Below are 14,241 nucleotides of genomic sequence, written 5' to 3'. Positions count from 1 at the left end.
CAACGCGTCGTGTGACAAATGGTTACCGTTTGGCCACAACCTCACGCCGCCGGGGGACATTCGTTCCTTCGGGCGTCGAAGTTCCCTAGGCTGGCAAGGTGATATTCAAAGCTGTGGGCGAGGGCCGCCCGTACCCCGACCATGGTTACACCACGCCCAAGGACTGGGCGGCCCTGCCCCCGCGTCCTGTCCGGCTTGATGAGCTGGTGACCACGAAGCGCACACTGGATCTTGAAGCCCTGCTGGCCGAGGACTCCACGTTTTTCGGCGACCTCTTTCCGCACGTCGTGGAATACCGCGGCGTCCTCTACCTTGAAGACGGCCTGCACCGGGCAGTCCGCACCGCGCTGCACCAGCGCACCGCAATTCATGCGCGGGTCCTCGTGATAAATGGCTAGGAAGCCGCCAGACGTCAGAGTCCTGCACGGGCACCGCGTCATCAGTGGCTCCGAGCTGAGGGCCACGTTCGTGGAGCAGGACGATACGGCAAAGAACCCCCACCGGCTGCGGCGCAGGATCCTGCACGGCGTTGTCCTGATGATGCTTGTCGGCCTCATCGTGGCCGCGATCGTGGTGGCCCTCGCCATCATGAACGGCCAGATCAAGATCCCCGGGGCGGAGCGGAGCAGGGCGGCAGTGTCGGTGTGCCCGGCGGCCACCTACGACTACGCGCCGCCGCAGAAGGTCCACGTCAACATCTACAACTCCACGAGCCGGCCGGGCTTGGCCCGGAGCGTGGCCGACCAGCTCGCCGCCCGGAAGTTCCTGGTGGGTACCGTGGGGAACACGACGTCGAGCTACCGCGGCGTGGCGCTGGTGGTCTCCGGTGCCGCGGGCCAGTCGGCCGCCTTCAGCGTCCAGCGCCACGTGCCCGGCTCGGACTATGTCCAGGACGGCCGCGCGGACGCGAGCGTGGACGTGATCATTACCAGCGACTTCAAGGAACTGGCCAAGCCGGAACTCGTGGACCAGACGCCGGGCCAGCTCAGCTGCCCCCGCGAGAACCGGCGCATCGTGGATGAGGCCACGTTGCCCGCCGTACCCACGGCGACGCCCGGCACGGGCTAAAGGCACAGCTTTCCGGCCTTCCCGGCGCGGGGCCTAGCGGATGGTGCGGACCGGCCGGCCGGCGTCGTCAAACCTGGCCCCGGCCCCTAGCTGGACAAACCGCACCGTCCGGGCGAGCCGTGCCTCGGCCTCGGCGTCCTGGCCCGCCCCGTCGCCCCGCGCAGCGCTTGAGGAGAGCGTGCCGTGGATGAGCTGGGCCAGTTGGGCAATGTCCGACTCGGGCAGGTACCCCTGGGCCATGCCGTCGCGCAGGATGCCCCGCAGGAGCACGCTGAGCTCACCCACGTGGTCGGCCAGTTTGGCGAACGACGACGGCGAGAGCACCGCCCCCATGGCCGGGCCCGGCGGCAGGTGGCGCCGGCTCAGGTCCTCCACCTGGGCGCGGACGTAGACAGCCAGGCGCTCCACCGGGTTCTCCAGTGCATCGAGGGATTCGCGCAGATCGAGCAGGAACCGCTCGGTCTCATCCAAGGCGTAGGCGATGAGGAGCTCTTCGATGTCCGCGTAGTAGTTGTAGACGGCGGTCCGGCCGATCTGGGCATGGCGCGCGACGTCCGTCATGGTCAGGCCGGGGAGCCCGTGGGTGAAGAGGAGTTCCCCGAACGCGGTCAGGATGCGGCGCTGGGTCTCGGCACGTTGGGCGGCGTTGCTCGCGGCCGAAATCCTAGGCATACGCACACTTTAGCGCGATCTGTCACCAAAGCAGCCGGGCAGCGGACTGTGACACGGCCGGGCTATGAACATCGACCGGTTCTGAGGGGCCACACCTGGATCCGCCGCCTCAAGTGGGGGTGTCTGATAGACACTGCCACCGCCCGTCCGGCCTGCGTAGCGTGGTGGATGTGGACAGAAAAGACGAAATCCGAGACTTCCTGATCTCGCGCCGGGCGAAGATCACCCCGGATCGGGCCGGCCTCCCCGACTATGGCGAGCTGCGCCGCGTGCCGGGGCTGCGTCGGGAGGAAGTGGCCCAGCTCGCCGGGGTAAGCACGGACTATTACACGCGGCTGGAACGCGGCAGCATCCGCGGCGTCTCGGACTCGGTCCTCGACGCTGTGGCCTCCGCCCTTCAGCTGGATGAGGCAGAGCGGACGCATCTGATGGACTTGGCCACGACGGCCAACACGCCGTCCTCCCGGCGGCCGGCGCGCCGGCCACCGCAGCAGAGGGTCCGTCCCGGGGTAATGCGTTTGCTGGACGGGATGACCGGAGCTGTCGCCCTGGTGCAGAACGGACGCTCGGACGTGCTGGCCGCCAACCCCTTGGGGCGCGCGCTGTACGGACCGGTGTTCGAGTCCACAGCAGCCGCTGGTCCGGAGGATCCGGGCCAGCTGCCGAACCAGGCACGATACCTCTTCCTCGATGCGAGCGCCGGGGACTTCTACCCCGATTGGTCCGCAATCGCCGCCACCACGGTAGCGATGCTCCGATCGGAAGCGGGACGGAATCCCCATGACCGCGCTTTGAACGAACTGGTCGGCGAGCTGACCACACGCAGCGGGCACTTCGCCGCATTGTGGGCCGGCCATGACGTGCGGATCCACACCACGGGAACCAAGCGCTTCCACCATCCGGTCGCAGGCGACGTGTCGCTGCAGTTCGAGACGCTCGACCTTCCCGGCGATGAGGGACAAACCCTGTACACCTTCACTGCAGAGCCGGGGTCCGCATCCGAAAACGCGCTGGCGTTCCTTGCCAGCTGGGCGGCATCGCCCCCCGCGAAAACCACAACCGGCGACCCTTCCATCCCGGATCTGCGCTCCCACGCGCGGCCCGGAACACTTAACCCAGGAAAGACAGAACATGACTGAGCAAAACGAGGCCAAGACCGGGCAGAAAGTCTGGTTCATCACCGGGGCAGGCCGCGGTATGGGCATTGACATCGCCAAGGCCGCCCTGGCCGCCGGCCACGCAGTCGTTGCCACCGGCCGCAACCCCGGCAAGGTCGCCCGGGCCGTCGGCGAGAACGACAACCTGCTGGCCGTAAAACTCGACGTCACCAACCCCGCCGACGCCACCGCCGCCATCGCCGCCGCCGTGGACCGGTTCGGCCGGATCGACGTGCTGGTAAACAATGCCGGCAACTTCTACGCCGGGTTCTTCGAGGAGATCAGCCCGGAGGACTTCCGGGCCCAGATCGAAACCACCATGTTCGGACCCATAAACGTCACCCGCGCGGCCCTGCCCGTCCTGCGGGCCCAGCGCTCGGGCCTGCTGGTCACAATCTCCTCGACCGCCGGCATCGCCGGCGGGGAGTTCCTTTCCGCATATGCCGCCTCGAAGTTCGGTGTCGAGGGCTGGGCCGAATCCCTGGCCCCCGAAGTCGCCCCGTTCGGCATCCGCACCATGATCGTTGAGCCGGGATTCTTCCGCACCGAGCTCCTTACCCCGGAATCCACCAGCTACGCGGCATCCACTATCGGGGACTATTCCGAGCGGACCGAGCAGACAGTCACCGCGTGGAAAGGCATGAACGGACTTCAGGGCGGGGACCCGGCCAAGCTCGCCGTCGCCCTCATCCAACTGGCGGAGCTGGATGAACCTCCGCTGCGCTTCGCCGCCGGAGCGGACGCCGTTGCAGTCTTTGAGGCCCGGGCCAAGGAACTCCAGGTCCAGGCCGACGCCCACCGCGAGCTCCCCAGCAACCTGGCCCACGACGACGCCTGACACAGACGCCTGACACCGACGCAAACTGACGACGTCGGGAGCCTCCCGCCGTCGTCCACCCAGTCTCGACATACCCGCTGGACGCCAACGGCTACCGGCTGCCCAAACCCTCGCCACGCTGTGGGTCATGCCCACATTCCAGGCCGGGGAACCACACCCAAAGGAAATACACCATGAAGAACGCACGCCTCGGAAGCCTGGAAGTCTCCCGCATCGGACTCGGCGCCATGACCATGGCCGGCACCTACACCAGCGAGGGCGCCCTGGATAACGCGGAGTCGATCCGGACGATCCACCGCGCCCTTGACCTCGGGGTCACCCACATCGACACCGCGGAGATCTACGGGCCGTTCCTGAGCGAGGAGATCGTCGGCCAAGCCGTCAAGGGACGCCGCGATCAGGTCAGGATTGCAACGAAGTTCGGCCTGGTCTCCCATTCCGGGGGCGGCCCCGGCGTGGTCGACAGCAGCGCGGCGAACGTGAAGGCCGCCGTCGAGGGCTCCCTCAAGCGCCTGGGCACCGACCACATCGACCTGTACTACCAGCACCGGATCGACCGGAACACCCCGATCGAGGAGACGGCCGGCGCGGTTGCTGACCTGATCACCGAGGGCAAGGTGCTGCACTTCGGGCTGTCCGAGGCCTCCCCGGAGACCATCCGCCGGGCACACGCCGTGCAGCCGGTCTCGGCATTGCAGACGGAGTACTCGCTGTGGACCCGGGACGTGGAGGCGGAGATCCTGCCGCTGCTGCGCGGCCTCGGAATTGGGTTCGTTCCGTATTCGCCGCTCGGACACGGGCTGCTGACGGGCCAGATCCGCTCCGTCGATGACTTCGCCGACGACGACTGGCGCAAGACCAACCCCCGGTTCACGGGTGGGAACTTCCGCCGCAACCTCGCGATCGTCGACGAGGTGAAGGCCATCGGCGCCGAGATCGGTGCGACCCCCGCGCAGACCGCCCTCGCGTGGCTGCTGACCCGCGGGATCGACATCGCCCCGATCCCCGGCACCCGCCGGGTCTCCCGGGTCGAGGAAAACACCGCGGCCGACGGGATCGCACTCACCCGTGACCAGCTGGAGCGGCTGAACGCGCTCCGGCCCGCCGCGGGGGAACGCCACGACGAGGCCAACATGGCCTCGATCGACAGCTGACAGCCACCAGCACCATACAAGGGGCGCGGATGCCCGATCCGCGCCCCTGGCAGCAACTTAGGATTCGACGTCGGCCGCGGCCATTGCCTTGTTCGTGAGGACGGGCATCATCCCCAGTAGCGCGAGCGTCAGCACTCCCATGATGCCGAACATGACCTGCAGGCCCAGCCATTGGGCCAGCAGACCGCCGGCTGCTGCACCAAGCGGCATGGTGCCCCACGCCAGCAGGCGGTAGGCGCTGTTGACTCTGCCCAGCAAGCGGTTGGGCGTAATGCGCTGGCGCAGGGATACGGTGATGACATTCCAAAGCACGATCAGCATGCCGCCCACAAAGAAGATTGGGCCAAGAACATAGGGGTTGTCGGTCAGGGCGGGCGCGCCCACGAACAGCGCGGCCCCGAAGATCGTCAGCATCAGAGACGTCGACCGGCCGAGCCTGGCCTCCAGCCGCTCGGACATGAACGAGCCAACGAAGGCGCCGAGAGCGGAGGTGGTCAAAAGCAGGCCGAACCCCACTTCGGACAGCCCCATCTGTGAAGCCGGGCCCACGGCAAACAGCACCAAGACCGCGAAGGCCGCGCTGGATGCGAAGTTGAACACCCCGGTCATCACCGCGAGTGTGCGCAGGATCTTCTGGTTCCAGAGGAACCGCAGCCCCTCAGCAATGTCGAATCTCAGTGTCGTCTTCTGCTCACGTTCTGTGCGAAAAGCCCCCGGGACCAGGAGCAGGCCGCCGACGGCCGCAAGCCACAGGGCCGCCGGCACGGCAACGCCCGCAACCAGGCCCATGGCCACCAGCAGCCCGCCCAGCGGGGGACCGATGAACTGGTTGGTGGTGAGCTCGACGGCGTAGAGCCGGCCGTTGGCGCCCGAGAGCTGATCCCTGTGCACCAGCTGGGGCATGATCGACTGCGCGGAGGTGTCGTAGAGCGTCTCAGCCACGCCCACCATCAGTGCGACAACGTACAGAGCCCAAATGGAGCCCACATCCAGCAAAACGACGGCGACCAGCAGGGCCGGCAGCACCGCCCGGCTGAGGTTGGCCCACAATATGAGCTTGCGTCGGTCCAGCCGGTCGGCCAGCGCGCCGGCAGTGAGGGCGAAGAGGAGCCAGGGAAGCGTCGCTGCGACGCTCAGTCCGGCAACCAGGGTGGGTGACTGGGTGAACTGAATGGCCAGCAGCGGCAGCGCGATCTTGAAGACGCCGTCCGCGAGGTTGGAGAGCCCGGAGGAGGTCCACAGCTTCCAGTAGGACGCACCCAGCGGCGCACGATGCCGTTCCTTCACCTGCGCGGCGTGACTAGTCATAGGTGGACCATTCCACAGTGATTGAGAAAATTCAAGGTGATTGAATCCAGTACATCGGATTGTAGGATTGGGACATGACGGACGCAGAGCAGCCGAGCGCGGACCAAAAAAGACCAGTCGCGAGCGCCCGGGAAATTAAGGCATTGGCCCATCCGCTGCGCCTGAGGATCCTGCGCCTGTGCGGGCTCCACGAACTGACCAACAAACAGCTCGCCGACCGGCTGGGCCAGGATCCGGGAACGGTGCTTTATCACGTGCGGCAGTTGCTCTCAACGGGGTTCCTTGAACCCGCCGGGGTCCGCACGGGCGAGAGTGGCGCGCTGGAGAAGCCGTATCGTTCCACGGGGCGGTCCTGGAAGCTGGACACCGCACTGAGTGAAGCCGGTCCCGCCGGTCCGCTGGCCCCGCTCGAGGCGTTCCGGGAAGAGCTGACAGAAGCAGGACCGGAAGCGCTCGCCAGCCTCTCACGCTTCGTTCTGCACCTCTCCGAGGAAGATGCTGAGGACCTCACCACCCGCATCCACGCTGTGCTGAGTGAATACACCGACAGCGACCGGCAGCGCTTGGACCAGCCCGCCTACGGCGGCATCTTTGTCCTGCACCGGACGTCAGACTAGGTCGCCGTCCTCCCAGAACGGACTTTGGGTCTTGCGTCGCCTTAGCGGGCTTTATTCGTAGATAGTGGGGATGGCCGGCTCGCCGGGCTGCAGCCTGTCCACCACCCGGGGCAGCTCCGCCATGGAAGCCGTGTGCCGGTCCCGGGCCCGCCCCACCGCGTCCGGGCCGGTCCAGCCGGGCTGGATTTCGCCGTCTTTCATGAACTGCTGCAGGAGGGGGCGTCCGTTTCTTCCGGCGCCCGGTGGGTGGTCCACACCGAGGACCTCGTGGGTGGCGGTGCCGCGGTCGTCGAGGCGGCGCACGGCGAATTTGCGCCCGCCCATGTTGATCTTGTCCTTCGAGGTCTTCGCCACGGCAGCCAGCTCACCGGAGTCACCAGCCCGGCTCACCAGCTTGTAGACCATCCCGGCCGTTGGCGCCCCGGATCCGGTTACCAGGGACGTGCCGATGCCATAGGAATCGGCCGGGGCGGAGCGGAGCGCGGCGACGGCGAATTCGTCCAGGTCCGAGGTCACCACGATCCTGGTGTGCACGTTGCCGAGGCTGTCCAGGAGTTCGCGGACCCACCGTGCCTGGGCCACGAGGTCTCCGGAGTCCAGCCGGATGGCCCCAAGTTTGTCTCCGGCGAGGTCGACGGCGGTGCGGACGGCCGCTTCGACGTCGTACGTGTCCACGAGCAGCGTGGTGCCGGACCCGAGCGAGGCAAGCTGCGCCGCGAAGGCGTCGCGCTCGGAGTCGTGGAGCAGGGTGAAGGAGTGGGCCGCGGTGCCGATGGTCCGCAGGCCGTAACGCCGCCCGGCGGCCAGGTTGGACGTGCCGGAAAAGCCGGCGATGACAGCAGCGCGGGCCGCCGCGGCGGCCGCTTCCTCGTGCGTGCGGCGGGAGCCCATCTCAATGCAGGGCCTGCCGCCGGCGGCGCTGGTCATCCGGGATGCGGCCGAGGCGATGGCGCTGTCATGGTTCAGCACTGACAGGACGTAGGTCTCCAGGACGCAGGCCTCGGCGAACGTCGATTCGACGATCAGGACGGGGGAGTGCGGGAAGTAGGCCTCGCCCTCCGGATAGCCCCAGATGTCGCCGGAGAACCGGAAGGCGGCCAGGTGCTCCAGGGTGTCCTTGTGGACCACGCCGGTGGCGGCCAGGAAGGCGAGGTCGTCCTCGTCGAAGCGGAAGTTCGCGATTCCCTCGAGGAGCCGGCCGGTGCCGGCCACGATGCCGTACCGGCGCCCGGCCGGCAGTCCGCGGGCGAAGGCCTGGAAGACAGACCGGCGGTGCGCGGCCCCGGAGTGGAGGGCCGCCTGGAACATGGTCAGCTCATAGTGGTCGGTAAACAGCGAGGTCCGGGGTCCGTCCGGTCCGGCCGAAGTGTCCATGATCCACTCTAGGCCGGGCCGCCCGAAGCCGCAGGATGCCGCCAGGTCCGGGAGGTCGCCGGAAACGCCCCGAACCGCCGGAAACTTCCGGCGAGTCCGGGAGTTTCCGGCGACTTCGACGATGCCGGGCTCAGACGGGGCAGCCGTCCGGGCCGCAGGCGCCGGATTCCGCGGCACTTCCTGCGCCTGTGGCGTCCGCAGCCTCCGCGCCGGCGCCCACCATGACCAGCGGGTGGCTGTCCTGCCACGCCTGCTCGAGGGCGGCGGTGAAGGTTTCGGCGGGCTGGGCGCCGGAGAGTCCGAACTTCCGGTCAATCACGAAGAACGGGACACCGCTGATGCCCAGGGCGCGGGCCTCGGTGAAGTCGCTGCGGACGGCGTCCGCGTAGGTGTCCGTGCTGAACAGTTCGGCCAGGTCGCCGGCGTCGAGTCCGAGGTCAAGGCCCAGAGCGGTCAGGTACTCCTGGCTGCCGATGTCTTTGCCGTGCTCGAAGTGGTCGCTGAGCAGGCGTTCCTTCGCAGCGTCCTGCTGGCCGCGGGCGGCGGCGAGGTGGATCAGCCGGTGGGCCGTGAAACTGTTGGCGACCACGACGGCGTCGAACCGGTAGTTCAGCCCTTCGCCCTTGGCCTGAGCCGCAACGTGCTCGAACATCTGCGATACCTGCGCCGGAGCCATGCCCTTGCGCGTGCTGAGGTAGTCCAGCTCAGTGCCGTCGTAGTGCTCCGGGAGCGTGGGGTCCAGCTGGTAGCTGCGCCACTGCACCTCCACGGAATCGCGGTGCGGGAAGGCCGCGAGGGCGGTTTCGAAACGGCGTTTGCCGATGTAGCACCAGGGGCAGGCGACGTCGGACCAGATCTCAATCTTCATGCCCGCAACAACCGCGCCACCGCCGGGTCCATTCCCCGGCGGCCTGTCGGCTTCGTCACGGGCGGGTCAGGGTCCTCCCGGCTGAGGGCCGGCCGGCGCTCGCGGCCTCACGGCGCAACCGGGCGCTCCATCACGAAGTCGTGTTCCACGGTGGTGCCCAGCTGGAAGGACTTGGTGCCGACCTTGCGGAAGCCGGACTTCTCGTAGAACCGGATGGCCCGGGCGTTCTGGCTGTTCACGCCGAGCCAGAGCCCGCGGGCGCCGGCTGCCGCGGCCGCGCCGATGCTGGCGTGCATCAGTTCGGCCGCGGCGCCGAGTCCGTGGTGGTCCGGGTGGACGTAGCACTTGCTCAGTTCGGTGCACGGCAGCTCGCTCAGGACCGCGGCCACCTCCGGATCCCCGGTGGGGCGGGCCACCAGCAGGCTGTAGCCGCGGAGGTCGCCGTCGGCGTCGATCACTAGCACCGTGACCGCCGGATCCGCCAGATAGGCCCGGAAACTGGCCTCGCTCAGCGTCTTGGCCACGTGCGCCGCGATGTCCTCCGGCCGGGACTCCGGCGGGCACGCCAGCGGGAAGGCGACGGCCGCAAGCGCCGCCAGCCTCCCGGCGTCGTCCGCGGTTGCTGTCCGGAGTATGTGGGTCATAGCTAAACCCTAGCCCCCGCCCCGGAACTGGCTATCCGGCATGGCAAGGCTCCTGACTGTGACAGCTGCGGACTGTGAGGATTCGGCCTTGTTTCCGCTACGGAATCGGGCCAGAGCCACGAAACCGGTCCGGTGCAGCGGGGATCCACGGTGCGCCGGACCGGTTTCGTCGCAGGTGTCCGGAAACATAGCGGACCTGCCGGTGCCGCCTGCCGGTGCCGGGTCCTTAACGTTGAACTGGCTACTGCTTGAACGCGGCGTCGAAGGAGGTGCTCGAGGCCGGGAAGTCGAACTTTTTGAGGGCGGCGAGGGCTTCAGGGGCGCCGTGGAGCCGGTCCATGCCCGCGTCCTCCCATTCGATCGAGATGGGGCCGTCGTAGCCGATCGCGGTCAGGGCGCGGAAGGACGATTCCCAGGGCACGTCCCCGCGGCCTGCGGAGACGAAGTCCCAGCCGCGGCGCGGGTCCCCCCAGGGCAGGTGCGAGCCCAGAACGGTGTTCCGGCCGGTGGGCCGCAGCTTCGTGTCCTTGCAGTCCACGTGGTAGATCCGGTCCTTGAAGTCCCAGATGAAGGAGACCGGGTCGATGCCCTGCCACATGAAGTGGGACGGGTCCCAGTTCAGGCCGAAAGCCTCGCGGTGCCCGATCGCCTCGAGGGTGCGGACCGTGGTCCAGTAGTCGTAGGCGATCTCGGAGGGGTGGACCTCGTGCGCGAAGCGGACACCGTTTTCGTCGAAGACGTCCAGGATGGGGTTCCAGCGGTCCGCGAAGTCCTGGTAGCCGGCCTCGATGACCTTCTCCGGCACGGGCGGGAACATCGCGACGTACTGCCAGATCGAGGATCCGGTGAACCCGACCACGGTGTCGACGCCGAGGGCCTTGGCTAGCCGGGCGGTGTGCTGCATTTCCTCGGCCGCGCGTTGGCGGACGCCTTCGGGGTCGCCGTCGCCCCAGACTCTGGCCCCGACGATCGCCTCGTGCCGGAAGTCGATCGGGTCATCGCACACGGCCTGGCCCTTGAGGTGGTTGGAGATGGCCCAAACCTTGAGGTTGTACTTCTGAAGCACGGCGAGTTTGGACTCGACGTAGCCGGGCTCGTCCCAGCGCCAGGCGTCCAGGTGGTCGCCGGACACGGCGATTTCCAGGCCGTCGTAGCCCCAGCCGGAGGCCAGGCGCGCGACTTCCTCGAAGGGCAGGTCGGCCCACTGGCCGGTGAACAGGGTGTACGGGCGGGGCATGTCAGGCTCCTTCGGTAGTCGTCTGCGTGGTCGGTGCGAACGGGGTGAGCTGGATGAGCGAGCTTCTGGCCGCGGCGCTTTTCTCCACGGCTGTGAGGATCCGTTGGACGGCCAAGCCGTCCTCGAACGACGGCGACGGCGGGGTTCCGCTGCCCACCGCGACGAGGAAGTCGCGGATCTCGTGCGTGAATGTGTGTTCCCAGCCGATCACGTGGCCCTGCGGCCACCATGCTTCAAGGTACGGGTGCTCGGGTTCGTTGACGAGGATCCGGCGGAAGCCCTGTTCGCGGACCGGCAGTGTGGCGTCCAGGAAGCCGAGCTCGTTCAGGTCCTCCAGATCGAAGAGCAGGGCTCCCTTGTCGCCATAGATCTCCAGCGTGAGCGAGTTTTTCCGCCCGGTGGCCACCCGGGAGACCTCCACCGAGGCGATGGCCCCGGAGGCGAGGGTCAGCGTGGCCCAGGCGGCGTCGTCGACCGTCACGTCCTCGAGCCCGACGGCGCCCGGGCGCCGCGGGATGAAGGTGTGCAGCCGGCCGGAGACCTCGGTGACCGGCTCGCCCAGGAGGAACAGCACCTGGTCGATCGCGTGGCTGGCGATGTCGCCCAGCGCCCCGGATCCGGCGGTGTCCTTGTTCAGCCGCCACGTCATGGGCGACTCCGGGTCCACGAGCCAGTCCTGCAGGTAGGCGGCGCGGACGTGCCGGACCGTGCCGAGGCGGCCCTCGACGATCAGTTCCCGGGCCAGCGCCAGGGCCGGGACCCGGCGGTAGTTGAAGCCGATCATGGACTGCACGCCTTCCTCCCGCGCGGTCCGGGCCGCCTCCGCCATGGCCTCGGCCTCGGCGAGGGTGTTGGCCAGCGGCTTCTCGATCAGGACGTGCTTGCCGGCGGCCAGCGCGGCGATGGCGATTTCCGCGTGCATGAAGCCCGGCGCGCAGATATCGACGATGTGGATGTCATCCCGGGCGATCACTGCGCGCCAGTCCGTGGCGGACGCGGCCCAGCCATACTTTGCGGCCGCCTCGGCGACCCCGTCCCGGTCGCGGCCGACCAGGACGCGTCGTTCGAACGCCGGGACGTCGAAGTAGCTGGCAACATTCCGCCAGGCGTTCGAGTGGGCCTTGCCCATGAACGCGTACCCGATCATGGCCACTCCCAAGGGTGCGGGGCCGGGGGTGGTTTCGTGGGGATTCATTGCTGGTCCCTAGAGTGTGGAAGCGGTGGGGTCCCAGTCCTCGGGGAGGGCTGCGGAGGTGGGGGCGGAGCTTTCCACATCGATGAACGTGCCGGAATCGACCGACTCGGAGATCGAGACCATGGTGTCCAGGACGTGGTAGGCGAGATTGCCGGTGGCGCGGTGCGGGACGCCGGCGCGGATGGAGCGGGCCATGTCCAGCACGCCCATGCCGCGGCCCTGGCTGGGGCCGGTGGCCGGAATAACGGTCCATTCCTCGTCGCCGGCGCGCCAAAGCCTGATGTCGCCGTCGAAGTAGTTTGGATCGGGCATCGAGATGGTGGCCTCGGTCCCGGTGATCTCCACGAAGCCCATCCGCAGCCGCGGGGACTCGAAGCTGAACACGCTGTGGGAGGACGCGCCGGACTCGAACTGGGCCATGGCGGAGACGTGGGTGGGGACCTCGACCGTGAATTCCTCACCGGCCTTGGGCCCGGAACCGATGACCCGGACCTCCTTGGCCTTGGAACCGGTCGCGGCCACGCGGCGCACGGAGCCGAACGTCTGCACCAGGGCCGTGAGGTAGTACGGGCCCATGTCGAACAGCGGCCCGGCGCCGTGCTGGAAGAGGAACGCGGGGTTGGGGTGCCACGATTCCGGCCCGGGCGTCTGGAACGTGGTCATGGCCGTCAGCGGGGTGCCGATGTCGCCGCGTTCGATCAGCCGCCGGGCAGTCTGCAGCCCGGCGCCCAGGAACGTGTCCGGGGCGCAGCCCAGCCGCAGCCCCGCGGCGTCGGCCAATTTCAGCAGGCCCAGGCCGGAGTCGCGGTCCAGCGAGAACGGCTTTTCCGTCCAGACGTGTTTGCCGGCATTGACGGCTGCCGTGGCCACTTCCACGTGCGCGGCCGGGATGGTCAGGTTGACGATGATTTCGACGTCGGGGTGGTCCAGGGCGGCGTCCACCCCGCCCCACTCCGGGATGCCGTATTCCTTGGCCCGCGCCTCGGCCGCCTCTTCGAAGAGATCGGCGATCACGTGGACCTTAAGGTCGGGGAAGACGGTCAGGTTGTCCAGGTACTGCTTGCTGATGTTGCCGGCGCCGATGACGGCGACGCCCACCGGGCCGCGGCCGGTGGCACGGTTCGCTGCTACACGGTTCGCTGCGGCGCTCATGCGTTCACGCCCTGCGCGCCGGCGGAACCGCTTTGCAGGTAGCCCAGGCTCTGGGCGATGCCGTCGAAGATGTCGCCGGAGTAGTCGTCAAATTCCACGACGCCGACTTCCAGGGACTCCGCCGCGGCGATGACGTCCCACACGGCGATCTTGCCCTGCCCGGCCGGCTGCTGCGCCTTGGTGTCCGTGGAGACGGGGCCGTCCTTGATGTGGATAAACTTCACCCGGTCGCCGAGGCGCTGCAGAAGCGCGACGGGGTCCTGGCCGCCGACGGCTGCCCAGTAGGTGTCCACTTCCAGGACGAGTTCCGGGTCCAGGAGTCCCTCGAAGTACTCCAGGGCGGTCTGGCCCTCGATGCTGGACTCCAGCTCCCAGGCGTGGTTGTGGTAGCCGACGCGGATGCCGTACCCGGCGCCCTTCTTGGCGGCGGCGTTGAGCTTCGCTGCGGTGGCCTGGATGTCCTCGGCGGACTGCCAGTGCTCGGCCGGGAGGTAGGGATCGATCACCGTGGTGATGCCGAGTTCCTTGGCCGCGGCGAAGATTTCGTCCTGGTCCTGGCTCAGCAGCGGGGCGTGGCCGGACGGCGCGGTCAGGCCGTTCTCCTTCAGGGCCGCGCCGAGCTCGGCGGCCGTGGCGACGAAGTTGTAGGGCTCAACCTGGGTGAAACCGAGCTGGGCGACCTTTTTGATGGTGCCGGGCAGGTCTTCCTGGAGGGCGTTGCGGAGGGTGTAGAGCTGGATTGAGTAGGACACGGGATTCCTTTGCACGAGTTCGGCTTCGAAGGTGTGAGGGGCAGCCCTGACGGCGGGAAGGGGCGTCCATTCCGTTTGATTCTGTGCGAAGTAGGACTGCAACGCCCAGGGGCAGCGAGGTGATTTGTCTGGAGCGGAGGAACACGATGGCTCTAAACTAGGGAGACTTTTGCCGGGCGTCAAGCAAAAGTTGGAAACTACGTGT

Annotated in this window: 15 protein-coding genes; 6 read left to right on the top strand and 9 right to left on the bottom strand. The window is 68.0% G+C overall.

The features are described 5' to 3' along the window. Nucleotides 1–98: 98 nt before the first annotated feature. Nucleotides 99–398: a type II toxin-antitoxin system VapB family antitoxin gene (locus tag AC1DRO_RS04005; RefSeq protein ID WP_026266597.1), complete on the top strand. Its 300-nt coding sequence runs from the start codon at nt 99–101 to the stop codon at nt 396–398. Next, nucleotides 391–1,068 carry a LytR C-terminal domain-containing protein gene (locus AC1DRO_RS04000; RefSeq protein WP_476949917.1) on the top strand — a complete coding sequence of 226 codons (678 nt, stop codon included), beginning with the start codon at nt 391–393 and terminating at the stop codon, nt 1,066–1,068. The genes AC1DRO_RS04005 and AC1DRO_RS04000 overlap by 8 nt, the downstream gene beginning before the upstream one ends. Nucleotides 1,069–1,101: 33 nt before the next feature. On the opposite strand, the gene AC1DRO_RS03995 is transcribed toward AC1DRO_RS04000, so the two are convergent. Then, a complete protein-coding gene (locus AC1DRO_RS03995) occupies nt 1,102–1,740 on the bottom strand; it encodes a TetR/AcrR family transcriptional regulator (protein WP_476949916.1) in 639 nt (212 codons plus the stop codon). A gap of 170 nt (nt 1,741–1,910) precedes the next feature. Here AC1DRO_RS03995 and AC1DRO_RS03990 point away from each other — a divergent pair, with 170 nt between their 5' ends. The 3 genes from AC1DRO_RS03990 to AC1DRO_RS03980 all read left to right on the top strand — a co-directional run bounded on the left by AC1DRO_RS03990 (nt 1,911) and on the right by AC1DRO_RS03980 (nt 4,889). After that, nucleotides 1,911–2,879 (top strand): helix-turn-helix transcriptional regulator, encoded by a 969-nt coding sequence (locus AC1DRO_RS03990; RefSeq protein ID WP_476949915.1) that lies wholly within the window; start codon nt 1,911–1,913, stop codon nt 2,877–2,879. Then, nucleotides 2,872–3,735 carry an SDR family oxidoreductase gene (locus AC1DRO_RS03985; protein ID WP_476949914.1) on the top strand — a complete coding sequence of 288 codons (864 nt, stop codon included), beginning with the start codon at nt 2,872–2,874 and terminating at the stop codon, nt 3,733–3,735. The genes AC1DRO_RS03990 and AC1DRO_RS03985 overlap by 8 nt, the downstream gene beginning before the upstream one ends. A 173-nt stretch (nt 3,736–3,908) precedes the next feature. Next, nucleotides 3,909–4,889, top strand: a complete 981-nt coding sequence (locus AC1DRO_RS03980; protein ID WP_028278019.1) for an aldo/keto reductase — start codon at nt 3,909–3,911, stop codon at nt 4,887–4,889. A 57-nt stretch (nt 4,890–4,946) separates the two neighbouring features. On the opposite strand, the gene AC1DRO_RS03975 is transcribed toward AC1DRO_RS03980, so the two are convergent. Further along, a complete protein-coding gene (locus AC1DRO_RS03975) occupies nt 4,947–6,197 on the bottom strand; it encodes an MFS transporter (protein WP_476949913.1) in 1,251 nt (416 codons plus the stop codon). A gap of 74 nt (nt 6,198–6,271) precedes the next feature. On the opposite strand from AC1DRO_RS03975, the gene AC1DRO_RS03970 reads away from it, so the two are divergent. Then, nucleotides 6,272–6,814, top strand: a complete 543-nt coding sequence (locus AC1DRO_RS03970; protein WP_476949912.1) for an ArsR/SmtB family transcription factor — start codon at nt 6,272–6,274, stop codon at nt 6,812–6,814. Between the two features lie 51 nt (nt 6,815–6,865). Here AC1DRO_RS03970 and AC1DRO_RS03965 read toward each other — a convergent pair whose 3' ends face one another. The 7 genes from AC1DRO_RS03965 to AC1DRO_RS03935 form a co-directional block, all read right to left on the bottom strand. Beyond that, nucleotides 6,866–8,188: a nicotinate phosphoribosyltransferase gene (locus AC1DRO_RS03965; protein ID WP_476949911.1), complete on the bottom strand. Its 1,323-nt coding sequence runs from the start codon at nt 8,186–8,188 to the stop codon at nt 6,866–6,868. 130 nt (nt 8,189–8,318) lie between these two features. Then, the gene (locus tag AC1DRO_RS03960; RefSeq protein ID WP_476949910.1) at nt 8,319–9,056 is read right to left on the bottom strand and encodes a DsbA family oxidoreductase; all 738 of its coding nucleotides are present in this window, start codon (nt 9,054–9,056) and stop codon (nt 8,319–8,321) included. A 107-nt stretch (nt 9,057–9,163) separates the two neighbouring features. Continuing rightward, a complete protein-coding gene (locus AC1DRO_RS03955) occupies nt 9,164–9,700 on the bottom strand; it encodes an N-acetyltransferase family protein (RefSeq protein WP_476949909.1) in 537 nt (178 codons plus the stop codon). Nucleotides 9,701–9,941: 241 nt separating this feature from the next. Further along, nucleotides 9,942–10,937 carry a sugar phosphate isomerase/epimerase family protein gene (locus AC1DRO_RS03950; RefSeq protein ID WP_476949908.1) on the bottom strand — a complete coding sequence of 332 codons (996 nt, stop codon included), beginning with the start codon at nt 10,935–10,937 and terminating at the stop codon, nt 9,942–9,944. Nucleotide 10,938: 1 nt separating this feature from the next. Further along, nucleotides 10,939–12,132: a Gfo/Idh/MocA family protein gene (locus AC1DRO_RS03945; protein WP_476949907.1), complete on the bottom strand. Its 1,194-nt coding sequence runs from the start codon at nt 12,130–12,132 to the stop codon at nt 10,939–10,941. Between the two features lie 9 nt (nt 12,133–12,141). Continuing rightward, on the bottom strand, nt 12,142–13,284 hold the full coding sequence (locus tag AC1DRO_RS03940; protein ID WP_476949906.1) for a Gfo/Idh/MocA family protein: 1,143 nt from the start codon (nt 13,282–13,284) through the stop codon (nt 12,142–12,144). Continuing rightward, a complete protein-coding gene (locus AC1DRO_RS03935; protein WP_476949905.1) occupies nt 13,281–14,036 on the bottom strand; it encodes a sugar phosphate isomerase/epimerase family protein in 756 nt (251 codons plus the stop codon). Before AC1DRO_RS03935 ends, AC1DRO_RS03940 begins: the two co-directional genes overlap by 4 nt. Nucleotides 14,037–14,241: the final 205 nt, after the last annotated feature.

The sequence above is a fragment of the Arthrobacter sp. P4_F11 genome, from assembly GCF_056401395.1.
This window is presented reverse-complemented; position numbering and strand designations above follow the sequence as displayed.